The following is a 22,638-nucleotide window of genomic DNA, read 5'->3' on the forward strand; positions in this document are numbered from 1 at the left end:
ATCCCCCCTAACAAATAAGGGAGGGAGCTCCCCCTCCCTTGTCTACCTCATTACCTAGTTAAGCGTTTCTACAATATCAAGCAGCTCCTTGCCCAAGTCCCCAGCCCTCTCAATATATACATCTCTCGCCGGTTGGGCTGCCTCTTTCCACTTAGGAAGATCCGATCGAGGGACGACATATACCTCCATTCCTTTTGCCTCGAGTTCCTTAGCAGTTCTTTCATCTTCCTCTTTCGCCTTTGTCCTAATCCATTTCTCTGTTTGCTGAGCAGTTTCAGTTAAGAGATTCTTCGTTTTTTCAGGCAGGCGATCCCAAAAATTTTTATTTACTGCCAGAATAAATTCAAGATAAGAGTAATTATTAATTGTTAAATACTTAGCTACCTCATCATAATGACGTTGAAGCATAGCCGTCGTGCCTGACGTTGCTCCATCTATCGTTTTTCTTTGTAAAGCCGTATATACTTCCCCAGCTCCTAAAAATACCGGTGACGCACCATATGCTTTGATCATTTCAGATGGAATATCACCAATGCTACGGATTTTTAGACCTTTAAAGTCTTCGGGCGATTTGAGCGGTCGAACATTGTTGGCAAACTGGGCATACCCATAATCCGCGTACATTAATACTTTTACTCCCTTTTCCTCCATTGCCTTGTTCAACTTATCCCTCAACTCTCCAGATAGTGCTTTCCCTGCCGTCTCATAGTTAGGGAACGCGTATGGAACATCGAAAATGCCCATTGCCGGAACCGTAGAAGCCCATAACGTCGAGGAATTCACACCCATTTCCACACCACCTGTTAATATGGCCTGGTTCATCTCTTTGTCGCTTAACAGTTGTCCTGCAGGGTACACCTGAATTTTTACCTTGCCGCCAGATTGTTCAGTGACCGTTTTCGCAAAATTCTCGACTCCTATAGAAATGTGGTGATCCTGTGGGAGGTTATAAGCTAATCTTATCGTGACCGGTTCGTATCCGTTGTTTTTGTTTTGATTCGACTGTTGTCCTGATGTTGAAGAGCTTTTACCGCATGCAGATAAAATGACTAAGGCTAAAAGTAATACGCTCGCAAGTAGTGATAACTTTCTCATCTCAAACTCCTCCTTTTCTTCTCTACCTGTCTTATCCTCCCCAATGACTGAGTAGATGTAAGGCTTGCTGCAAAGTCAGCTGCCTCCAACAGTTTTTCAAAATCGACTCCTGTTTTTATCCCCATTCGCTCAAACATATATACCAAATCCTCTGTTGCCAGATTGCCTGCCGCACCGGGAGCAAACGGGCATCCTCCTATACCACTTGCCGCTGTTTCAAATATCTTTACTCCTACTTCTAATGCTGCATAAGCATTTGCCAATCCCATTCCTCTCGTATCATGAAGGTGGACGGCAACAGGAACCGATCGGGCCATCCGCAGAACCTCGGTCAGCAATTCCTTGACTTGTTTCGGAGTGGCAATTCCAATAGTATCAGCAATCCCAATTCGGTTCGCCCCTGCCTCTAGGGCGCGTTCCACTAACGATAGAACTTTCGTTGGATTTACTTTCCCCTCATAAGGACACCCAAAACTTACCGCTATGGAAAAACATATTGTAATATTTGACATTTTGCTTTCCTGAATTAGCTGTTTAAATTGATTGAAGTTGTCTTTAATATTCATCCCTATGTTTTTATAATTGAATGTCTCCGTAGCGGCCGTTATCCAGTTTACCTCAGATATCTTTGTTTGCTTAGCTCTCTGGAATCCTTTCAGATTGGGGATAAGTGCTACGAGCTCAATTTCACTAAATTCGTCGCATAATTTTAGTAGTTGTTCTGCGTCTGCCATCTGTGGTACTTTTAGTGGATGGACGAAGGACGTGGCTTCGATTTTCTTTACGTTGGATTTAACAAGCATTTCAATAAGCATTCGTTTTCTTTCGGATGAGACAATAACTTGCTCGTTCTGTAATCCATCTCTGGGGCTTACATCAATAATTTGAACGTCAGACAAATTTACATCACCCCTTCGGCTTTCAATTCTTTCAATTGTTGATGAGAGTATCCTAATATCCTCGTATATACTTCTTCATTATGCTCCCCCAATTTAGGCCCAATCCATTTCATTTGTCCAGGGGTACCAGACAGTTTCGGGACGATGCCTGGAAACAAACAATCTATTCCATTTTCTAACGTTACTGGTAATAACATGTCTCTTTCCTTATACTGAAGATCATTAACGATATCCCGAATACTGTAAATGGGACCGGCCGGAACGGAAGCTTGATCAAGGGCTTTCAATACTTCTTCTAACGTGTGTTGCTTTGTCCATTCTTCTATTGCCTGATCGATAAACTCAGCATTTTCCGCTCTTCCTTGGTTGTTAGCATATTTAGGATCACTAGCAATATCCGTTCGTCCTATAACCCTCATCAGACGCTGAAATATATTGTCACTGTTCCCACCAATCACAACATGTTTTCCATCTTTACATTCATACGTATTAGACGGAGCCACTCCCGGAAGAGTGCTTCCTGTTCGTTCTCTTACGACACCGCTTAGCACATACTCAGGTAATGCACCTTCTAATAAGCTAAACACAGATTCGTAAAGTGCAACATCAACCAACTGTCCCTTTTTTTCCTTATCTGTTTTTCTAACATGCAATGCCATTAATGTTCCGATTACTGCATATAAACCTGCGACTAAATCTCCTATCGCTATTCCCACTCTTACAGGGGGACGGTCCGGATAGCCAGTTAAATATCGCAATCCTCCTATTGCCTCAGCAACACTTCCGAAACCAGCCTTATCACGATAAGGGCCCGTTTGGCCATATCCCGATATCCTTGTCATAATAATAGAGGGATTTATTCTTTTTAACTCTTCGTAACCTAATCCCCATTTTTCAAGTGTCCCGGGTTTAAAGTTTTCTAACACCACATCGACCTTAGGAATAAGCTGTCTAATGATCTGCTGACCTTTAGTGTTCCTCAAATTGACTGTAATGGATTTTTTATTTCTTGCCTGTACATACCACCATATGGAAGAGTGGCCGTACATAATCCGCCAGCTTCTCAGTGGATCCCCCGATATGGGTTCTTCGACTTTAATAACCTCTGCTCCAAATTCAGCCATTATTTTTCCAGCAAACGGAGCAGCTACAAAATTACCCATTTCTAGCACTCTAATGCCCTCTAATGGCATTTTTTTGGACACCCTTTTCTTCACTTCCTCTCTCGATAGATGCTTATATAATAGTTGTAATCGCTTACAATATGTTCCTTCATATATTTTCTCGCCTTCTCCCCATCCCCATTTATAATGGCTTCAAATATTTCAAGATGTTCTTGGACGGCTGATTCTATACGTAAAACACCTTTCCTTAATATAGCCATTCTATAAAGACTATTAATCCCCCGAATTTCTCTAATCATCTTAATCAAAAACGGGTTTCCACTTGCCTGTACAATCCCCTCATGAAATTTTGTATTGATCTCAAGAATTTCTTTTAATTCAAATGATTTTCCATCATTGCAAAACAATTGTGCCCGAAGTTCCTCGATCTGTTCTTCGGTTATCCTCTGAGCTGCATAATAAGCAGCGGCTGGTTCGAGCTCCACTCTACATTCGTAAAGAGATTGAAAATTTTTCATATCTGGATTAAATACAGTGACCCCTCCTCCTTTGTTCACAATAACAAGCCCATCCTTCTCGAGCATACGAATTGCTTCCCGAATAGGACTCCGGCTCACCTGAATTTGTTTTGCTATTTTTTCCTCTACCAGTCTTTCTCCCGGAGCAATGCCGCCTGTAATAATCTCCTCGCGTAAATACTCATATACTTGTTTCTTTAATGTCTCTTTTTTCATTACTTGTTGCTTCAAGTTTATCACCTTCAATTTCGTCGACTGTATACAGGACATACCTAGGATTGATCAACAGAACTTCTACACCACTATATTTATGAAAGAGCCATGTTAATTATTACTGCAATGACCTTGCTAAGAGCCTTTATATATGGCAACCGTACATGAAAACAAGCACTTCTACCTGCCTAAACTGTCTACACTTCCGACTATATATCCCTCTTCCCTGTCCACTGTTGCCTTCCCCCCTCACCTTTTTCTATAATGAAAGTACATCACACGCCCGGGAGGTTTCGTATGTCGAAGGAAAGTTCGTTTGATATCGTCTCGAAAGTCGATTTGGCTGAGGTGGCGAACGCTATCAACATCGCGATGAAAGAAATCAAAACGCGCTATGACTTTAAAGGAAGCAAAAGCGACATTTCGCTCGAGAAAGACGAGCTCGTTCTTATCTCCGACGATGAGTTTAAGCTGAAGCAGCTGAAGGACGTGCTCATCGGCAAGCTCATTAAACGCGGGGTGGCGACGAAAAACATCCAATACGGAAAAATCGAGCCGGCCTCAGGCGGCACGGTGCGCCAGCGCGCCAAGCTTGTCCAAGGAATCGACAAAGAAAACGCGAAAAAGATCAACACGATCATTAAAAACACGGGGCTGAAAGTGAAAAGCCAAGTGCAAGATGACCAAATCCGCGTCAGCGGCAAAAGCAAAGACGACTTGCAAAAGGTCATCGCCGCCATTCGCGAAGCGGATTTGCCAATTGAGGTGCAGTTTGTGAATTATCGTTAAGCGGATGAGGGAATCCTCGATCCGCTTTTTTGGTTTACAGCGGGAACGATCGAAGGCCGTGATTTCAGAAAAAATGGGGGTCTTCCAATCCTTTCTTTTGGGAGAAATAAGAACCGCACCGTTTTCTGTTCTTGCCAGCCGCACCGAGCAGAGCAAAAAACTCGTTTTTGACCAGCCTTACAAAAAGCTCTTGGACAACGGTTTGCCCTCCACCTGAGGATGAAAATCACCACTCGCCGGCGCGGGATTTCCACCGAAAGTTTGAAAGAAAAGCTAGACGGCACGTTTCCTTTATTGCGAGGATGGATCGTCCTGGAATTGGGCAAACAGCGGTCGCATAATATCGGCCACTGAGCCGGCAGACGACCCCTACATGCCAACGGCCGCCCGCCCGATCAGCACGCCAAGAACAATGATGACCAACGCCGCGCCCGCGATCGGACCGACAAGGCGCATCGCCTCTCCTTCCCCACCGGGGCGGCCAAGCGCCGCAGCAATTAAAGAAAGACGGATAAAATGGTCCTTAATCCGTGATCAATATTTCTGGATGATGAATATCCACGATGTGCGTCTTCACTGTGCCTCCGAGATGACGGCGTATGGAGGAAGCCAATTCTTCCAGCGCTTGGTAAAGAACCTCATTCCTTGTTTCATCAATCGATTCGATGCAAAGGAACGCGCGCTTCGTCTGTTCGGTGAGCATCGTTCGTTGCGCTTCCCGCCAATTCCAACAACGGCATATGGCTCCCACATCGTCTTTATATACGATTTCTCCTTCATACGGCGGGTCATTTTCCTCGCCTCCCAACGGGATGAACGGCTCATGGCCCTCCGCCAATGCCAGCCGGATATCGCCGACAAATGTGTCGATATCCTCTCCCCCGCAAGGAAGTCCATAACGCAGTGAAACGGCGTTATACATATCCACAAGAGGGTTGATCGTTCGGATGTGTTGGCCGTTTTTCACCCGCTTCAGCAAAGCCTCAACGGAACACCGTGCTCCTTTTTTCGTCTTGAATCGCCGAAACGCCTTCCGCCAAACCGCGATGACCGGATGGCGAGAAAACTCCTCGCATTCAAGGAATTGACGCGCCTCTATCTCCGCCTCGCGCAACATTTCCTCGTAAATGTCTACATTCTTACCATGATTGTCAATCCCATGGGCCACGACCACACCGATTTTCGCTTGGGGAAATAATGCCCAAATGTCATTTTCCACAATAAAGCGAGTCATCATCCATACCTCCATTCCCTTAATGCTTGGTGAAAAACGATTGTTTTCCCGTTTGGCAGCAGGTTTCACGGAAAAGGTCCATGAACAACGTTTTGCCCTCCACCCGGGCATGAAAATCACCACTCACCAACGTGGGATTTTCACAGAAAAGTTCCATGGGCAGTGATCTGCCCTCTACCCGGGGATAAAAATTACCGCTTGCCAACAGAATTTTCACGGAAAACAAGACTCAAAGTTTCTTAATGTGAGAAGCTTTTGTTTTGCGCCGCATTCCCTCATTCCCTGTTTCAATCCACTAGTCTTCTTATGGTTTCGAAGGGCTCGTCAACGCTGACAACAAGCCTAACAAAATATAGAAAACGCCTGCCGCCTGGTTGAGCACCTTCACACTTCTTTTCCTGGCAGCCAACCGTTTGCGGATACCCGCGGCCAGCAAGGCATACAGGCTATCATTCAACAAGGCAAGAACAACAAAGATTGCCCCCAAAAGCAAAAATTGTCCAGCAACGGTCCCGGCAGAAGGCGAGATGAATTGCGGAAAAAAAGCGAGAAAAAAGAGCACTGTCTTCGGATTGGCCACTTCGACCAACACCGATTCGTAAAACACTCGCACTAATGTTTTACCGTCCACCTTCTCATTCGGATTTTCTACATCATAGCTGGAAGCAGAACATAGCGTTTTGCCACCTAAATAGATCAGATATACAGCTCCTAAGTATTTGATCAGCGTAAAGGCAGTCGCCGATGTCATCAAAATCGCGGAAATGCCCATGGCTCCGAAGACAACGTGAACAGAGCCGCCCAACGCCACACCAAGCACGGAGACAAGTCCTGCTTTCGTTCCTTGTCCTATGCTTCTAGCCACAATATAAAATACCGCCGGCCCGGGAATGATGAGCAATGCCACGGCAGCCGCTACAAACACGCTAAGCGTTGAAAGTTCCATCGCTGCCTCACTCCTTGTTTTTCAGCTTTTTTTTCATCAGGGAAGCGATTCGATTCTCGTTTTCAAACGGCATCTGTTCGAGCTGCTTGATGATCCTCTCCTGCCGATGGACAGGATGGTTTTGACTTAATTTCGCTTTCCCCTCTATTCGCTCGATATGGATTTCAAAGGCTTGAATTCCATTAATCATATTGGAAAACAGCCGACGATCGACCTCTGACAGTTGATAACCGCTTCCCGGTGCCTCGTATTTTTCTACCATCTCGTGCAGAGATTTCATAACTGCCCCTTCATCATCAATCAACTCCACGTTCCCGTACACATGGACGGCCACATAATTCCACGTCGGCACCGCTTGGTTCGTTTCATACCAAGACGGGGAAATATAACTGTGCGGGCCGTGGAACATCGCCAAAACCTTCTGCTGTTGAATGTCTTTCCATTGCGGATTCGAGCGGGCAAAATGACCGTACAAACACATTTTCTCCCGATCAAGCAACAGCGGCAAATGCGTGGCAAACAGCTCTCCTTGGTGCATCGACACCAAGGTGGCAAAGCTGTTCTCCTCGATTACCTGATAAGCGAGATCCACATCGCTGATAGCAAAATGTTTCGGAATATACATTTTGATCTCTCCTCCCTGTTTTTTCATCTTAACAAGCAAGCCTTTACGATGTATCATATAACTAAATCTGACATAAAAAAAGTGACAATAACAAAAAATAAAACATGTCAGAGGGATGGAGATGAAAACGATCATTTTTGCTTTGCATGACCGCTCGCCGAAATACAAACAAATCTATGAAAAATTAAAGTCTATGATTGAGCAAGGCGACATCCGGGCGAATGAACCGCTTCCCTCGATCCGCCAACTTGCCGAATCGCTGAATGTGAGCCGCAACACCACCTTAATGGCCTACGAACAACTTGTCGCAGAAGGATATATTCGTGCGGAAAGCCGAAAAGGGTATTTTGCCAACGAGGTGGAGCCCCTCTTTGCTCAAGAAACTCGGATTTCCGTGCGTCAAGCAAAAAACGAACCGCCACGGCCCATTGTTGTTGATTTTCGCGCTGATGCGGTCGATGCAACGCATTTCCCACTTAAAGCATGGAGACGGATTTCCAATCAAATCTTTACTTCGGTGGACTGTTTTCGCTACGGGGATCCGTTTGGGGAATTATGTCTGCGTGAACAAATTGCCGTCTATCTTCTCGAATCCCGCGGAGTAGACGCAGAACCAGATGCCATTATCATCGGGAGCAGCACTCAACAAATGCTCCTCTCTCTCGGTCATATTCTCAAAGAGGAATTCCAGAGCATCATCGTCGAGGATCCCGGCTACGATGGTGCTAGGGAAGCGTTTCAGTTTCATCACTTCCGATTGGAGACAGTGCCCGTTTCCGAAACGAGCGTGGACCTTTCGTCACTGAGGGAGATGTCATCGCGGCTCATCTATGTGACCCCTTCACACCAAAGTCCCATGGGAGTCAGCATGCCGATCCAGCAGCGATTCCTGCTCATCCAATGGGCCAACGAGGTGAATGGCTATATTATTGAGGATGATTATGACAGCGAATTTCGCTATACGCAAAAACCGTTTCCGGCTCTTGCCTCCATTGATTCGTCAAGAGTCATTTATCTAGGCAATTTCTCGAAATCGTTTTTGCCTGGGATTCGGCTCAGCTATATGGTATTGCCGTTGCCGCTTTTAGACCGTTATCGACAACGGTTTCGTCTTTTCGAAAGCACGGCGTCCATCCTCAGCCAATTGGCGATGGCCAAATTTATGGAAGAAGGGGAGTGGAGCCGCCACATTAAACGCATGCGCCTCGTATACAAACGAAAAATGGAGCGCTTAACCTTAACACTGCGAAAGGCATTGGGAGATATGATTTCGATTATTGGCGAACAGTCCGGTTTATACGTGTTAATCAAAGTCCATTCTGACTGTTCAGAAGAACAGTTGATTCAGCGCGCTCTGTCTCATGGGGTAAAGGTGTATCCAACCTCGCGTTATTTTGTCAAGCGCCGTCCCAATCAGCCGATCATTAAACTTGGTTTTAGCGGCTTGTCGCTTGAGGACATTGAGCTTGGCGTAGAGTTGCTAAAAAAAGCGTGGCGCTAACCACGCCGCGATCGGACTGCTTGGAGCTGTCCCCGTTCTTCCAAGGAAACCGCCCATGAAAGCGGACAGCCGGCATTAGACGCCGACTGTCCGCCCGATCAGTACGCCAAGAACAATGATCACCAACGCGCCGCGCCCGCGATCGGACCGACAAGGCGCATCGCCTCTCCTTCCCCACCGGGGCGGCCGAGTGTTGAGGCGACGAGCGCGATTCGCGCCGGGGACGCCATCGTCATATTCGACGCGGCGACGTTTTGTGCGGCGGCGTACCAGATGGCGGGCTCATGCAGTTGTTTTTTGACTTTTTCCGTCACATGGCGAGGAATCAAAGCGGCGATGACGAATAAAAGAGTAAACGTATCTTTGCCAAAGGGGTGTGCCAATGAGCATCGGCCAAGAATATTTGCGAGTGGTGCGCGCGCGCTTTCTCGACATGAAAACGATCGCCGAACGAGCGATGGCTCAATGTTCGGAGGAACAACTGTTCCATTGTTTTCATGAGGAGGCCAACAGCATCGCCATCATTGTCAAACATATGAGCGGAAATATGGTGTCGCGCTGGACAGACTTTTTGTCATCGGATGGGGAAAAACCGAACCGCAACCGCGATGATGAGTTTATCAACGATTTTCATACGCGCGAAGAAGTCATGGCCTGCTGGGAAAAGGGGTGGTCCGCTTTGTTTCAGACGCTCAGCGAACTGCAAGAAACGGACTTGTTGCGGACGGTCACGATCCGCGGTGAGCCCCATTCTGTCATCGAAGCGATTGAGCGACAAATGTACCATTATTCGTATCATATCGGACAAATCGTCTATATCGCGAAACAGCTGAACGCCGAGCGCTGGAAAGCGTTGACGATCCCGAGAAAAAGAAAACGCTAGCCCCCCAGCAAAAAGCGAGGGCGTGTCAAGTTTTTTCAGACACGCCCTCGCTCATCCGGCAATGGTTTATTTTTACTGCATCTTAAACTGCAAAAACAACTCATTATAGTAGGCGAGCATACGTTTCCCTAAGTTTTCGTACACTTCCAAGCGCCCTGCCGAATCCAAATCAGGGTAAAAGCGCCGGTCATTGGCAATGTCTTTTGGCAAATAGCGAAGCGCCGCGCGATTCGGCGTCGAGTAGCCGACATATTCGGCGTTTTGCGCCGCGTGTTTCGGGTCAAGCATAAAATTGATAAACGCGTGCGCGCCTTCGATGTTTTTCGCTGTTTTCGGAATGACCATGTTGTCAAACCATAAATTGGATCCTTCCTTGGGCACGACATAGTCCAACGCTTCGTTTTCGGAAATGATTTCCGCCGCATCGCCCGACCAGACGACACCGACCGCCGCCTCTTCGTTGGCAAGAAGCAGTTTGATTTCATCGCCGACAATGGCCTTCACATTCGGCATAAGCCGGTCGAGCTTTCGTTTCGCCTCTTGCAGATGCTGCTTGTTCGTATCGTTGAGCGAATAGCCGAGGCTGTTTAACGCCATCCCCATCACTTCGCGCGCCCCGTCAACAAGCAAAATTTGATTGCGCAAATCCGGGTCCCATAAGTCGTTCCAGCTGGTGATCGTTTTGCCACCCAGCATCCCGCGGTTGTAGACGATGCCGACCGTTCCCCAAAAGTACGGCACCGAATAACGGTTATGCGGATCAAACGACAAATCGAGAAACCGCGGGTCGATGTATTTTACGTTCGGCAGCTTGCCATGGTCGAGGGGCAAAAGCAAGTTTTCCTCGATCATCTTGCTGATGGCGTAATCGGACGGAACGGCGACATCAAACATCGCGCCGCCTTGAGCGATTTTCGCCATCATCGCCTCGTTTGAATCGAACGTTTGGTAAACGACTTTCCAGCCGGTTTCTTTTTCAAACTTCCGGATCAGCGCCGGATCGATGTAATCGCCCCAGTTGTACACGCTGACCGTCTTGTCGCCTCCATATCCTTCCGCTTCGTTGAGCCGATGGGTCATGAACATAAGGGCGAACGCGGCGATGAATATAGCGGCAAACCCTTGAACGAGACGTTTCACCTACTTCCGCCCCCCTATTCCGTACATGCGGCCGCCTTTTTGGCTGAGCACGTAATAGCCGACGACCAGCAGCATCGTAAACAAAAACAGCAATGTCGACAGCGCATTGATTGATAGAGAAATGCCTTGGCGCGCCCGCGAATAAATTTCGACCGACAATGTGGAGAACCCGTTTCCTGTCACAAAAAACGTTACGGCAAAATCATCGAGCGAATACGTGAGTGCCATAAAAAACCCGGCCCAGATGCTCGGCGTCAAAAACGGGAGGATCACCCGCGACAGCACTTGCCGCGATCCTGCCCCCAAATCGCGCGCCGCATCGATCCATGTCGGGCTCATCTCCTCAAGCTTGGGCAGCACCATCAGCACGACAATCGGCACACTAAAGGCGATATGGGACAACAGCACGGACACAAACCCCAGCTTGATGCCGGCCAGCGTAAACAACAATAAAAACGAAGCGCCGATGATGACGTCCGGGCTGACGATCAGCACGTTGTTGAGAGCAAGCAGCGTATTTTTCATCCGCTGCCGCTTGACATAGTAAATGGCCAATGCCCCGATGACGCCCAAAATCGTGGCCACCGCCGCCGACAATAACGCGACGACCAGCGTATTGAGCACAATGATCAACAAACGGTCATCCGATAGCACCTCGCCATACCATTCCAGCGTGAAGGATTGAAAATCGTGCATCGTCCCGCCGCTGTTGAACGAATAATACATCAAGTACCCAATCGGCGTGTACATGATGGCAAACACGACAAGCAAATAGACGCGCCCCCACCGATGTGTGCGTTTCATCGACTTCCCTCTTTCCTTCCGCTTCCTGTCAAAAAGACAATGACCGCCATCGCGATCATGAGCACAACCGCAATCGTCGCCCCCATCCCCCAATCTTGGGTGACGAGAAAATGCTGCTCAATGGCCGTGCCAAGCGTAATGACGCGGTTGCCCGCAATGAGGCGCGTAATCATAAACAGCGACAACGCCGGGATAAACACCGCCTGGCAGCCGGCCTTCACCCCACTGAGGGTGAGCGGGAACACGACGCGGCGGAACGTCGTCCACCCGGACGCGCCCAAATCGCGGGCCGCATCAATGAGTGACGGCGGCAATTCTTCCAGCGCATTAAAAATCGGCAGCACCATAAACGGAATAAAAATGTACACCGAGACGAACACAAAGCTGAAATCGGTGAACAACAACTGCCGCGCCCCGAGGCCGATCGCCTGCAAAAAAGCGTTGGCCAGTCCATATGTGCCGAACAGCCCTAAAAACGCATACACCTTCAGCAGCAAATTCACCCACATTGGCAAAATGAGCAACAGCAGCCATAGCTGCTTATGCCGCGTTTTCGTCAGCCAATACGCGGTCGGATAGCCGATCAACAAGGAGGCGAGCGTAATCAGCAGCGCGTACCAAAACGAATACGCCATCATTTTCAAATAAATGGGCGTCAGCACCTTTTCATAATTGGCCAGCGTCCACTGTCCGTCGATATCCAAAAACGACTCATACACGAGAAAGACGAGCGGCGCAATGACAAACAACACCAGCCATGCCGCATAGGGGATCAAATACCAGTTTCGCCATGCCCGTTCCATCCTTCGTCCCCTTTCCTGCGCTCGGCTCGCATGACATGAATCGCTTCCGGTTCAAAGCGAAGCCCGATCGTTTCCCCGACTTCCGCTTTTTTCGTTGAATGAACGAGCCATTCATTGCCGTTTTCATCATAGCCGCAAATTTCATAATGAACGCCGCGGAACAGCAGCGAATCGACGCGAATGACGATTTGGCTGTCTTCCGGTGCGGCGAGCTCCAAATCTTCCGGGCGAATGACAACATCAACCGGTTCGTTGGGCGCAAAGCCGCGGTCAACACATGCAAAACGCCGGCCCGCAAATTCGACGAGAAAGTCTGCGATCATGCGCCCCGACAAAATGTTCGATTCGCCGATGAAATCAGCAACAAACCGATTGACCGGCTCATCGTAAATCTCTTTCGGCGTCCCAAATTGCTGAACTTTCCCTTTATTCAGAACGAAAATATAGTCGGACATCGCCAGCGCTTCTTCTTGATCATGCGTGACGAAAATAAACGTGATCCCCAGCCGGCGCTGCAATTCGCGAAGCTCGTACTGCATTTCCGTGCGCAGCTTCAAATCCAGCGCCGAGAGCGGTTCATCAAGAAGCAGCACTTCCGGTTCGTTCACGATCGCCCGGGCAATCGCGACGCGCTGCCGCTGGCCTCCGGACATTTCCTGAATGCGGCGGCGTTCATATCCTTCCAAGTTGACAAAACGGAGCGCTTCCTTCACCTTTTGGCGAACGTCCGCTTCTTTCATTTTTTTCACCCGCAAACCAAAAGCGACGTTTTCAAACACATCCAAATGCGGAAACAAGGCGTAATCTTGAAACACCGTATTGACTTGCCGCTTGTTTGGCGGAACGTGATTCATCGGCTTCCCGTGAAAATAAATCGTCCCTTGCGTCGGTTCAATAAACCCGGCGATCAGCCGCAAAATCGTCGTCTTCCCACATCCGGACGGACCTAGCAGCGTATAAAATTTGCCTCGCTCCATCTCAAAACTCACATCGTCCAATACCGCTGTCCCATCGTATTCCTTCGTCACATGGTCAAAGCGGATGATTGCTTGTCCGCTCACCTTCGCCCCCCCTACTCCACCTATTTCCGTCATTTCTAATGAAAGCATACTCAGCGTAAAAAAGGCAATAAAAAATCATGACAACCATGAACCGAAAGTCGCCAAAAGGAACAAAAGCCGCCGCCAATCGAGCGACAGCCCTTCCTTACCTTGAAAGCTTCACCATTCCAATCAACAAACAAATCGTCCCTGTCCCCCACGCCACTCCCGCCTGGCCGAGCAGCAGCGAAATTTCTTCCGAAGCCTGCACGTCGGTAAGATCAAATCCCGTGATCCTCCATGCCAAATAGGCAGCGACAGCGTGCAGCAGAAAATGGGCGGTTATCCATAAAAACGCCGAACGCCGCGCCCGATATTTCCGCCAAAGAAAAACAACCGTCACCATGGCGATCAACATAACAACAGAAAAACCGCCGATCAGTAGCTCCATCACTTCTTCTTCCATTGGCAGACGCTCAGGCATGTCTTGTCCCCCCATATCATTATGAGCGTTCCTTTTCCTATCTTTTTCTCCCTCTCTATGCCGCTCCCTTCTTGCTTCCTTGCATTTTTTCAAATTTTCTTCATTTACTGTATTGAACAATTTCAGAAAATGCATTAAATTATATAGTAATAATCAAAACAAGGCCTAATAATTGCATACGAACATTCTTATCAAGAGAGGGGGAGGGACTGGCCCGGTGAACCCTCAGCAACCTGGCCGCGGCCAAGGTGCTAAATCCAGACAGGCAACAGCCTGGAAGATAAGAAGAAGCGAACGGAAAGTCTTCTTCTTAGAAGGCTTTTTTCTTTTACTTGCGGAGAAACGGGGGAAATGGAACGTGGGATTGCTTGATGAGTTGAAACAACGCGTGCTGATCGCCGATGGGGCGATGGGGACGCTTCTCTATTCGCATGGCGTTGACCGTTGTTTTGAAGAATTGAATCTATCGAAACCGGAAGACATCGTCCATATTCACGAAGCCTATATCGCCGCGGGCGCCGACGTCATCCAGACGAATACCTACGGCGCCAACTACGTCAAGCTCGCCCGCTACGGCTTGCAAGATGAGGTGCCGGCCATCAACCGGGCGGCGGTGCGGCTCGCCAAACAAGCCGCCAACGGTCGGGCGTACGTGCTCGGGACCATTGGCGGACTGCGCACGTTAAACAAAAGCGCCGTGCCGCTTGATGAAGTGAAGCGGACGTTCCGCGAGCAGCTGTTTGTCTTGCTCGCCGAGGGGGTCGATGGCGTGCTGCTCGAGACGTATTACGATTTAGAAGAGTTGGAGACGGTGCTCGCCATCGCCCGCAAAGAGACCGATTTGCCGGTCATCGCCCATGTGTCGCTCCATGAAGTGGGCGTCTTGCAAGACGGCACGCCGCTCGCTGACGCCCTCGCCCGCTTAGAAGCGCTTGGCGCCGATGTCGTCGGGCTCAACTGCCGGCTCGGGCCGTACTATATGCTTCAATCGCTCGAGGAAGTGCCGCTGCCAACGCGCGCCTTTTTATCGGCGTACCCGAACGCCAGCCTCCCCGACTATCGCGACGGCCGGCTCGTCTATGAGACGAATGCCGAATACTTCGAGGAAACGGCGAAAGCGTTTCGCGACCAAGGGGTGCGGCTGCTCGGCGGATGCTGCGGCACGACGCCGAAACATATTGAAGCGATGGCGCGGGCGCTGCAAGACCGGACGCCGGCAACGGAAAAAACGGTCAAACGGCGCGCCGTGCCGGTGTCGGTCCAATCCGACGCCCCATCGGCAGCGACGCCGCTTCCCGAACTTGTCCGCGCCCGCCGCTCGGTGATCGTCGAGCTCGATCCCCCGAAAAAATTGGGCATTGACAAATTTCTCGCCGGGGCGAAAGCGCTCCATGACGCCGGCATCGATGCGCTGACGCTGGCCGACAACTCGCTCGCCACGCCGCGCATCAGCAACGCCGCCGTCGCGGCCATCATCAAAGAGCGGCTCGGCGTCCGCCCGCTCGTGCATATTACGTGCCGCGACCGCAACTTGATCGGCCTGCAGTCGCACTTGATGGGCCTGCATACGCTCGGCATCACCGACGTGCTCGCCATTACCGGCGACCCGTCAAAAATCGGCGACTTCCCGGGAGCGACATCGGTGTACGATTTATCGTCGTTTGATTTAATCCGCTTGATCCGCCAGTTTAATGAAGGATTGTCGTATTCGGGCAAACCGCTCGGACAAAAAACGAACTTCTCGATCGGCGCGGCGTTCAATCCGAACGTCCGTCACTTGGATAAGGCCGTCGAACGGATGGAGAAAAAAATTCAATGCGGCGCCCACTATTTCTTGACCCAGCCGATTTATTCGGAAGAGAAAATCGTAGCCGTGCACGAAGCGACAAAACATTTGGACGCGCCGATTTACATCGGCATTATGCCGCTTGTGAGCGCGCGCAACGCCGAGTTTTTGCATCATGAGGTGCCGGGCATTACGCTGTCCGACGACATTCGCGCCCGCATGGCCGCCTGCGGCGACGACCCGGTGCGGGCGGCGCGCGAAGGAATCGCCATCGCCAAAGCGCTCATTGATGCGGCGTTCGACTTGTTTCACGGCATTTATTTAATTACACCGTTTTTGCGCTACGACATGACCGTGGAGCTCGTCCGCTACATTCACGAAAAAGAAGCGGCCGCGAAAGAAAGGAAGGTTGTTCATGGCTGACCTCATCTTCGAACAACAGCTGCAGCGAAAAATTCTTGTCATCGACGGCGCCATGGGCACCATGATCCAAAGCGCCAACTTATCAGCCGCCGACTTTGGCGGCGAGGCGTATGAAGGGTGCAACGAATACTTGACCATCACCGCTCCGCACGTCATCCGCCGCATTCATGAAGCGTACTTGGAAGCCGGCGCGGACATCATTGAAACGAACACGTTCGGGGCGACGCGCATCGTCCTTGATGAATACGGGCTTGGCCATTTGGCGCTCGAGCTGAACATCGAAGCAGCGAAGCTCGCCAAGCAAGCGGCCGAGGCGTTCGCGACGCCCGACTGGCCGCGCTTTGTCGCCGGTTCGATGGGGCCGACGACGAAAACTTTGTCGGTCACGGGCGGAGCGACGTTTGACGAACTCGTTGCCGCCTATGAAGAACAGGCGCGCGGACTGCTTTTGGGCGGCGTCGACCTTCTCCTTTTGGAAACGTGCCAAGATACCTTGAATGTCAAAGCGGGATTCATCGGCATTTCCAAAGCGTTTGAAGCGGTCGGCCGCCGCGTGCCGCTCATGATTTCCGGCACGATCGAACCGATGGGCACGACGCTTGCCGGGCAGGCGATCGATTCGTTTTTCATCTCGATCCGCCACATGAAGCCGATCGCCGTCGGCTTAAACTGCGCGACCGGACCGGAGTTTATGACCGATCATTTGCGCACGCTCGCCTCGCTTGCCGACACGGCGGTCAGCTGTTACCCGAACGCCGGCCTGCCGGACGAAGAAGGGCATTACCATGAAACACCGGAGATGCTCGCGGAAAAAATCCGCCGCTTTGCCGAAAAAGGATGGATCAACATCGTCGGCGGGTGCTGCGGCACGACGCCGGACCATATCCGGGCCATCGCCGAAGCGGTGCGCCACATTCCGCCGCGGGCGATCCCGTCTTCATTTGATGTCCACGCCGTCTCCGGCATTGAAGCGCTCATCTATGATGAAACGATGCGTCCGCTTTTTGTCGGCGAGCGGACGAACGTCATCGGCTCGCGCAAATTTAAGCGCCTCATCGCCGAAGGCAAATACGAAGAAGCGGCGGAAATCGCCCGCGCCCAAGTGAAAAACGGCGCCCATGTCATCGACATTTGCCTCGCCGATCCGGACCGTGATGAGCTTTCCGACATGGAACAGTTCGTCCGCGAAGTCGTCAAAAAAGTAAAAGTGCCGCTCGTCATTGACTCGACCGACGAGCGCGTCATCGAGCGCGCCCTCACGTATTCACAAGGAAAGGCGATCATTAACTCGATCAACCTTGAAGACGGCGAAGAGCGCTTTGCCAACGTCGTACCGCTGCTGCACCGCTACGGCGCCGCCGTTGTGGTCGGGACGATCGATGAACAAGGGATGGCGGTCACCGCCGAACGGAAGCTCGAGATCGCCTTGCGTTCGTATGACTTGCTCGTGAACCGCTACGGCGTGCCTGAGCGCGACATCATTTTCGATCCGCTCGTCTTCCCGGTCGGCACCGGCGATGAGCAATACATCGGCGCGGCGAAAGAAACGATCGAAGGGATCCGCCTCATTAAAGAGCGGCTTCCTCATTGTTTAACGATGCTCGGCATCAGCAACGTCTCGTTCGGCTTGCCGCCGGCCGGGCGCGAAGTGCTGAACTCGGTCTTTTTGTACCATTGCACGCAAGCCGGGCTCGATTACGCCATCGTCAACACCGAGAAGCTCGAGCGGTTCGCTTCGATTCCGGAAGAAGAAGTGCGGATGGCCGAGGCGCTTCTTTTTGCCACCAGCGACGAAACGTTAAACGCCTTTATTGAATTTTACCGAAGCAAAATCACCGCCGCCAAGCCGGTGCAGACGAACTTGAGCTTGGAAGAGCGGCTCGCCCGCTACGTCATTGAAGGATCAAAAGACGGGCTCATTCCCGATTTGGAACAGGCGCTGGAAACGTACTCCGATCCACTGGCGATCATCAACGGCCCGCTCATGGCCGGCATGGACGAAGTCGGGCGGCTGTTTAACAACAACCAGCTCATCGTCGCTGAAGTATTGCAAAGCGCAGAAGTAATGAAAGCGGCCGTCGCCTTTTTAGAACCATATATGGAAAAGAAAGAAGGAAGCACGAAAGGAAAAGTAATCCTGGCGACGGTGAAGGGTGATGTGCATGACATCGGCAAAAACTTGGTCGACATTATTTTAAGCAACAACGGCTATGAAGTGATCGACCTTGGCATCAAAGTCGCCCCCCAGCAGCTCATCGAAGCGGTGCGCGAGCATAAACCGGACATCATCGGCCTGTCGGGCCTGCTCGTCAAATCGGCGCAACAAATGGTCGTCACCGCGCAAGACTTGCGGCAAGCCGGTGTTTCGACCCCGATTTTAGTCGGCGGCGCCGCCTTGACGCGCAAGTTTACGGAAAACAAAATCGCGCCCGAATACGACGGCATCGTCTTGTACGCGAAGGACGCCATGGATGGGCTCGCCCTTGCCAACCAAATCCAGCAAGGCGAGATCGACTATCAAAAAAAAGAAACAGTTGGACACGAACCGGCGCGAACGGCGGCTGTCGCCGCGGCCGCCAAATCCAACGTTTCGACCGACGTCCCGGTCTACGTGCCGGCCGATCTCGACCGCCACGTGCTGCGGAATGTGCCGCTTGACCACGTGTTGCCGTACGTCAACTGGCAAATGGTGCTCGGCCATCATCTCGGCTTGAAAGGAAAAGTGAAGCGGCTGTTGGAAGAAAAAGACGAAAAAGCGCTCGCCTTAAAAGCGGTCGTCGATGAACTGATCGCCGCCGCCAAAACACACGGCTGGATTCAGCCGGCCGGCGTCTACCGCTTTTTCCCGGCGCAAAGCGACGGCAACCGCGTGTACATTTACGACCCGATCGACCGGCAAACCGTGCTTGAGACGTTTGACTTCCCGCGCCAGCCGCGGGCGCCGCACCTTTGCCTCGCCGATTACTTGAAATCGAAAGAGAGCGGGGAAATGGACTATGTCGGCTTTTTCGCCGTCACCGCTGGGCACGGCATCCGCGAACTCGCCCAACAGTGGAAAGACGAAGGCGAATTTTTGAAAAGCCATGCCATTCAGGCGTTGGCGCTCGAGATCGCCGAAGGGTTCGCCGAACGCATCCATCAAATTATGCGCGACCGCTGGGGCTTCCCAGACGACCCGGATTTCACGATGGAAGAGCGCTTCGCCGCCAAATACCAAGGCCAGCGCTACTCGTTCGGCTACCCGGCCTGCCCGAACTTGGAAGACCAAGAAAAGCTGTTCCGCCTCCTTCATCCGGAAGATGTCGGCATCCGCTTGACCGACGGCTACATGATGGAGCCGGAAGCCTCCGTCTCGGCGATCGTCGTCGCCCATCCGGAAGCGCGCTATTTCAATGTGCTGTAAAGAAAACGAGCTGGCTCAAACGAGTCAGCTCGTTTTCCTCTCTTCGTTTTTCACGCAACAAACCTCGGCAACGCCATCGTCTCGGAACAAAAAGACGAGGGGGAACGAAATCATAAAAATCCGCGATATTGGTCCACATCCTAGCTTTGAGCCATTCCAATGATGGACTCCGGCAGATAGCACTCCCCGCCAAGTCGACGAAAATCTTTTTCGTTCCAAGTGATGATCCCTTGAATGGATGAAGTGTGCCTGGTCAACGCCGAAAGATACGCATCAGCAAAATCGACACCACAGCGGGCGTAATCATCCAATGCCTTTTCAACCACTTCTTGATCGATGGTCTTCACACAAGAAGCCTCTATCATTTGCTTCAACTTGCTTGCGATTTCTTCTTTCGCATACCCATACCGTTTCGACTCCAGCACCCAACAACATTCCGCTATGACAAGAGGATGCAATAGGAACAAAAGTTCACCGTTGACCGCCTTTTCAAATAACCGATAGGCAATGGAAGATTGTTGCTCGTCGTCATTTGCTAAAAAACGAATAATTATGTTGGTGTCTAAAATATACACGTTCCATCCTCTTCTCCCGATCATCTACTCCTTGTTCTTTTCCCTCTTAACCATCCGTTCCTCTTTCGCCTGTTTGCGAATATGCCGCCCATCGCTTATCAATGGACATCAAAGTTTCTTTAAGTCTGTTAAATGTTGAATTATAGGGATTTTTAGAGACTTGTAAGGTTTAAATATCCAATAAAAAATATACTTTTTGATTAAATTCGTGGTCACAATGTGGTCACGTGGTCAAAAAAGGCGGATCACTCCGCCTTTTTTTCTTCCCAACTCTCCTCAAGCGCATCTTCAAAAAACTCAAGTGATTATGAAACGGGAAAAGCATATCCTCGTATCGATAAAGCATATAAAATCGCAGCAGTACTGGATTGTAAGGTAGATGATCTGTACATAAAAAAAGAGCCTACCCCAAACGAGTAGGCTTACGGGTTATTACCCACACCTATTGTTAGCCCAAATACTTCATTTTCCTTGCCAGCTTCACCATAACTGGCGATTACAATAAATGTTCCAGGCGGATCAGAGTCAGGAAAACGCTGTTTTAACAACTCACTTTTATACTCAATTACTTTCCTGCCCATTTCGGGTTGGTCGTATTCTTTTACCTTTTGTGCATCCTTCGGAATAAATGCTTGTGCCACACTTAAAGCTTCTTTCATAGTCCTTTTCGGTTGATCTGTTGCTTCGAACTGAATTTTGATATTCCAAGCCTGTCCGTCTAGGAACATGGGTAAAATATAGTTGTTTTGAAAACGCGCCATTTCTTGATCTCCAGCATTTTCTCCATAGTTCCTTTCAAACACATCTAGTGTATCACCTAGACCACCGCTAGGAGTAATCTGTTCATTTGTCGTATTCTTTGGCTGCTCCTCTTTTTTCGTTGTCACACCTTTCTTTTCAACTGTCTGTTTCGGTTCTTCCTTTGGTTTGGATACTGGAGGTTCAGTTTCTTGCTCATCAGATGACTTTTCGGATTTTTGTTCTTTCGTCTTTTCTGTCTGCCGCTCTTGCTTTGGTTCTTTTGCCGTTTCCTTGGGCGGTTCTGTCGTCATTCCAAATACAATGAATCCCACCAAAAATACTGCCAAAGCAATAAACGAGCGTTTAAATAGCGTTTTTGTTCCTTCTCTTTTTTTCACACCCCCCGCAATGCCACGAACCAAATAAACAAGAAAAGCAACCATCCCAATAAGACTAATAACTAAGGCAAGGTTATCCATGTTATCCCCCTTATGTTTATTTTTTACTTTATACAAAATATCACAGTTGCCCTAAAAAATTTGTCGAATATTGTCATAGAAAAAGAGAACAAAAATTTCTTCAATGATAGTAAAATGTAGTCGGTATTTTGAAATTGCAGTAAGAATCAAGGAGGGAATTGAGCTGTGAGAAAGTTTTTAACGATAGCATTATCATTCGTAATGTTGTTTGGATTAGTAACCCCAACTTTTGCTCATCCCGGAGCACTCGATGAATTAGGGGGACATTTTAGAAGAGCTGATTGTACTTATTTACTACACCAACCTACCTCATTAGCGCGCAAAGCTAAAAATATGCAAGAACTGATCGCACTTATCAAAAAATACAACAGTAACTCGAAGTGTACCCGTGCATTAACCCCGAGTAAAGTTAATTTAGAGGGGTTTACGTTTAGTCGTAGTCAATCCCACACTCCATCAACTCACACAAAACCAGCTACAAAACCAACTACAAAAAAAGCTGCATTACCTTCAATTAAAATCAATTCGAAACACACGGTAAAAGTCATTCGTGTGGTTGATGGGGATACAGTAGAAGTAAGATTCAGTAATGGTGCAACTGCAAAAGTACGGCTGATTGGGGTCAACACTCCAGAAACTGTACATCCAAACAAACCTGTCGAGAAGTATGGAAAAGAAGCATCTAACTATACAAAAAAACGTCTAACAAACAAAACAGTCACATTAGAGTTTGATGTACAAATCAAAGACAAGTACGGAAGATTATTAGCTTATGTATGGATTGGAAAAGAGTTGTATAACGAAACATTAGTCAAAGAAGGATACGCTAACGTAATGACGATCCCACCAAACGTTAAATACCAAAAGCGATTTGTAACTGCTGAACGTGCAGCGCGACAAGCGAAGAAAGGTCTATGGAAATAAAGCCATCTCCAACGAGAAGAGAGGAAGTGAAACTATGAAAAAAGTGTTAATCCTTATCCTTTTAGCCGTTTTTGCTCTCAACAGCATTGGCAGTCTCCCAGCCTATGCCCATTGGGGACCTAAAGGCCATAAACACTATTATTATAACAAGGTAAGATCTTATACAAAGAAAGATGGAACACACGTGAGATCACACTATCGAAGAACAC

Annotated in this window: 21 protein-coding genes and 1 riboswitch; of the genes, 6 read left to right on the forward strand and 15 right to left on the reverse strand. The window is 49.5% G+C overall.

What is annotated here, in order from left to right:
* Positions 1-54: 54 nt before the first annotated feature.
* From N685_RS0101360 to N685_RS0101375, 4 genes are read right to left on the reverse strand one after another with little or no spacing between them, the layout of a single operon-like run.
* Positions 55-1,095, reverse strand: a complete 1,041-nt coding sequence (locus tag N685_RS0101360; protein WP_031405203.1) for a TRAP transporter substrate-binding protein — start codon at positions 1,093-1,095, stop codon at positions 55-57.
* On the reverse strand, positions 1,092-1,994 hold the full coding sequence (locus tag N685_RS0101365; protein ID WP_031405205.1) for a hydroxymethylglutaryl-CoA lyase: 903 nt from the start codon (positions 1,992-1,994) through the stop codon (positions 1,092-1,094). Before N685_RS0101365 ends, N685_RS0101360 begins: the two co-directional genes overlap by 4 nt.
* A 2-nt stretch (positions 1,995-1,996) precedes the next feature.
* A complete protein-coding gene (locus N685_RS0101370; protein WP_084177493.1) occupies positions 1,997-3,199 on the reverse strand; it encodes a CaiB/BaiF CoA transferase family protein in 1,203 nt (400 codons plus the stop codon).
* Positions 3,200-3,207: 8 nt separating this feature from the next.
* Positions 3,208-3,876 carry a GntR family transcriptional regulator gene (locus N685_RS0101375; protein ID WP_237746858.1) on the reverse strand — a complete coding sequence of 223 codons (669 nt, stop codon included), beginning with the start codon at positions 3,874-3,876 and terminating at the stop codon, positions 3,208-3,210.
* A gap of 270 nt (positions 3,877-4,146) precedes the next feature.
* Between N685_RS0101375 and N685_RS0101380 the strand changes: the two genes are divergently transcribed.
* A complete protein-coding gene (locus tag N685_RS0101380) occupies positions 4,147-4,638 on the forward strand; it encodes a YajQ family cyclic di-GMP-binding protein (protein ID WP_031405211.1) in 492 nt (163 codons plus the stop codon).
* A 523-nt stretch (positions 4,639-5,161) separates the two neighbouring features.
* Here N685_RS0101380 and N685_RS0101395 read toward each other — a convergent pair.
* The 3 genes from N685_RS0101395 to N685_RS0101405 all read right to left on the reverse strand — a co-directional run bounded on the left by N685_RS0101395 (position 5,162) and on the right by N685_RS0101405 (position 7,443).
* Positions 5,162-5,872, reverse strand: a complete 711-nt coding sequence (locus N685_RS0101395) for a B3/B4 domain-containing protein (protein ID WP_031405214.1) — start codon at positions 5,870-5,872, stop codon at positions 5,162-5,164.
* 304 nt (positions 5,873-6,176) lie between these two features.
* Positions 6,177-6,818: a LysE family translocator gene (locus tag N685_RS0101400; RefSeq protein WP_031405217.1), complete on the reverse strand. Its 642-nt coding sequence runs from the start codon at positions 6,816-6,818 to the stop codon at positions 6,177-6,179.
* 7 nt (positions 6,819-6,825) lie between these two features.
* Positions 6,826-7,443, reverse strand: a complete 618-nt coding sequence (locus N685_RS0101405) for an FMN-binding negative transcriptional regulator (protein WP_031405219.1) — start codon at positions 7,441-7,443, stop codon at positions 6,826-6,828.
* A gap of 121 nt (positions 7,444-7,564) precedes the next feature.
* On the opposite strand from N685_RS0101405, the gene pdxR reads away from it, so the two are divergent.
* Complete coding sequence (gene pdxR, locus N685_RS0101410) at positions 7,565-8,944, forward strand: MocR-like pyridoxine biosynthesis transcription factor PdxR (protein ID WP_031405221.1); 1,380 nt, start codon at positions 7,565-7,567, stop codon at positions 8,942-8,944.
* A gap of 119 nt (positions 8,945-9,063) precedes the next feature.
* Here pdxR and N685_RS19655 read toward each other — a convergent pair whose 3' ends face one another.
* Positions 9,064-9,327: a hypothetical protein gene (locus N685_RS19655; protein ID WP_162176085.1), complete on the reverse strand. Its 264-nt coding sequence runs from the start codon at positions 9,325-9,327 to the stop codon at positions 9,064-9,066.
* Between N685_RS19655 and N685_RS0101420 the strand changes: the two genes are divergently transcribed.
* Positions 9,327-9,827: a DUF1572 domain-containing protein gene (locus tag N685_RS0101420; RefSeq protein ID WP_031405225.1), complete on the forward strand. Its 501-nt coding sequence runs from the start codon at positions 9,327-9,329 to the stop codon at positions 9,825-9,827. The genes N685_RS19655 and N685_RS0101420 overlap by 1 nt on opposite strands.
* A gap of 72 nt (positions 9,828-9,899) precedes the next feature.
* Here the strand turns inward: N685_RS0101420 and N685_RS0101425 are convergent, their stop codons facing one another.
* The 5 genes from N685_RS0101425 to N685_RS0101445 form a co-directional block, all read right to left on the reverse strand.
* A complete protein-coding gene (locus N685_RS0101425) occupies positions 9,900-10,913 on the reverse strand; it encodes an ABC transporter substrate-binding protein (protein WP_407059690.1) in 1,014 nt (337 codons plus the stop codon).
* A gap of 54 nt (positions 10,914-10,967) precedes the next feature.
* On the reverse strand, positions 10,968-11,771 hold the full coding sequence (locus tag N685_RS0101430; RefSeq protein ID WP_031405229.1) for an ABC transporter permease: 804 nt from the start codon (positions 11,769-11,771) through the stop codon (positions 10,968-10,970).
* Positions 11,768-12,574: an ABC transporter permease gene (locus tag N685_RS0101435; RefSeq protein ID WP_031405231.1), complete on the reverse strand. Its 807-nt coding sequence runs from the start codon at positions 12,572-12,574 to the stop codon at positions 11,768-11,770. The genes N685_RS0101430 and N685_RS0101435 overlap by 4 nt, the downstream gene beginning before the upstream one ends.
* The gene (locus N685_RS0101440) at positions 12,544-13,635 is read right to left on the reverse strand and encodes an ABC transporter ATP-binding protein (RefSeq protein WP_031405233.1); all 1,092 of its coding nucleotides are present in this window, start codon (positions 13,633-13,635) and stop codon (positions 12,544-12,546) included. The genes N685_RS0101435 and N685_RS0101440 overlap by 31 nt, the downstream gene beginning before the upstream one ends.
* A gap of 145 nt (positions 13,636-13,780) precedes the next feature.
* Positions 13,781-14,098 (reverse strand): hypothetical protein, encoded by a 318-nt coding sequence (locus tag N685_RS0101445; RefSeq protein ID WP_031405235.1) that lies wholly within the window; start codon positions 14,096-14,098, stop codon positions 13,781-13,783.
* 185 nt (positions 14,099-14,283) lie between these two features.
* Positions 14,284-14,385, forward strand: a riboswitch (SAM riboswitch).
* A gap of 71 nt (positions 14,386-14,456) precedes the next feature.
* Here N685_RS0101445 and N685_RS0101450 point away from each other — a divergent pair.
* The gene (locus N685_RS0101450) at positions 14,457-16,307 is read left to right on the forward strand and encodes a bifunctional homocysteine S-methyltransferase/methylenetetrahydrofolate reductase (protein WP_031405237.1); all 1,851 of its coding nucleotides are present in this window, start codon (positions 14,457-14,459) and stop codon (positions 16,305-16,307) included.
* Positions 16,300-19,710, forward strand: coding sequence for a methionine synthase (gene metH, locus N685_RS0101455; RefSeq protein WP_031405239.1), 3,411 nt, complete (start codon positions 16,300-16,302; stop codon positions 19,708-19,710). Before N685_RS0101450 ends, metH begins: the two co-directional genes overlap by 8 nt.
* 140 nt (positions 19,711-19,850) lie before the next feature.
* Here metH and N685_RS0101460 read toward each other — a convergent pair whose 3' ends face one another.
* Both N685_RS0101460 and N685_RS18590 read right to left on the reverse strand, forming a co-directional pair.
* Entirely contained in the window at positions 19,851-20,285 is a 435-nt protein-coding gene (locus N685_RS0101460; RefSeq protein WP_033842391.1) for a PIN domain-containing protein, read from the reverse strand.
* A gap of 422 nt (positions 20,286-20,707) precedes the next feature.
* Positions 20,708-21,505, reverse strand: a complete 798-nt coding sequence (locus tag N685_RS18590; RefSeq protein ID WP_051870783.1) for a hypothetical protein — start codon at positions 21,503-21,505, stop codon at positions 20,708-20,710.
* 165 nt (positions 21,506-21,670) lie between these two features.
* On the opposite strand from N685_RS18590, the gene N685_RS19930 reads away from it, so the two are divergent.
* On the forward strand, positions 21,671-22,429 hold the full coding sequence (locus N685_RS19930; RefSeq protein WP_237746860.1) for a thermonuclease family protein: 759 nt from the start codon (positions 21,671-21,673) through the stop codon (positions 22,427-22,429).
* Positions 22,430-22,638 lie beyond the last annotated feature (209 nt).

Source organism: Geobacillus vulcani PSS1 (assembly GCF_000733845.1).
Taxonomy (GTDB): domain Bacteria; phylum Bacillota; class Bacilli; order Bacillales; family Anoxybacillaceae; genus Geobacillus; species Geobacillus vulcani.

Bases quoted from the DNA above. Each gene is read 5' to 3' on its own strand.
- N685_RS0101360 (WP_031405203.1), bottom strand. From the start codon at position 1,095: ATGAGAAAGTTATCACTACTTGCGAGCGTATTACTTTTAGCCTTAGTC.
- metH (WP_031405239.1), top strand. From the start codon at position 16,300: ATGGCTGACCTCATCTTCGAACAACAGCTGCAGCGAAAAATTCTTGTC.
- N685_RS0101400 (WP_031405217.1), bottom strand. From the start codon at position 6,818: ATGGAACTTTCAACGCTTAGCGTGTTTGTAGCGGCTGCCGTGGCATTG.
- N685_RS0101380 (WP_031405211.1), top strand. From the start codon at position 4,147: ATGTCGAAGGAAAGTTCGTTTGATATCGTCTCGAAAGTCGATTTGGCT.
- N685_RS0101425 (WP_407059690.1), bottom strand. From the start codon at position 10,913: ATGTTCATGACCCATCGGCTCAACGAAGCGGAAGGATATGGAGGCGAC.
- N685_RS18590 (WP_051870783.1), bottom strand. From the start codon at position 21,505: ATGGATAACCTTGCCTTAGTTATTAGTCTTATTGGGATGGTTGCTTTT.
- N685_RS0101435 (WP_031405231.1), bottom strand. From the start codon at position 12,574: ATGGAACGGGCATGGCGAAACTGGTATTTGATCCCCTATGCGGCATGG.
- pdxR (WP_031405221.1), top strand. From the start codon at position 7,565: ATGAAAACGATCATTTTTGCTTTGCATGACCGCTCGCCGAAATACAAA.
- N685_RS0101420 (WP_031405225.1), top strand. From the start codon at position 9,327: ATGAGCATCGGCCAAGAATATTTGCGAGTGGTGCGCGCGCGCTTTCTC.
- N685_RS0101430 (WP_031405229.1), bottom strand. From the start codon at position 11,771: ATGAAACGCACACATCGGTGGGGGCGCGTCTATTTGCTTGTCGTGTTT.
- N685_RS0101405 (WP_031405219.1), bottom strand. From the start codon at position 7,443: ATGTATATTCCGAAACATTTTGCTATCAGCGATGTGGATCTCGCTTAT.
- N685_RS0101445 (WP_031405235.1), bottom strand. From the start codon at position 14,098: ATGCCTGAGCGTCTGCCAATGGAAGAAGAAGTGATGGAGCTACTGATC.
- N685_RS0101395 (WP_031405214.1), bottom strand. From the start codon at position 5,872: ATGACTCGCTTTATTGTGGAAAATGACATTTGGGCATTATTTCCCCAA.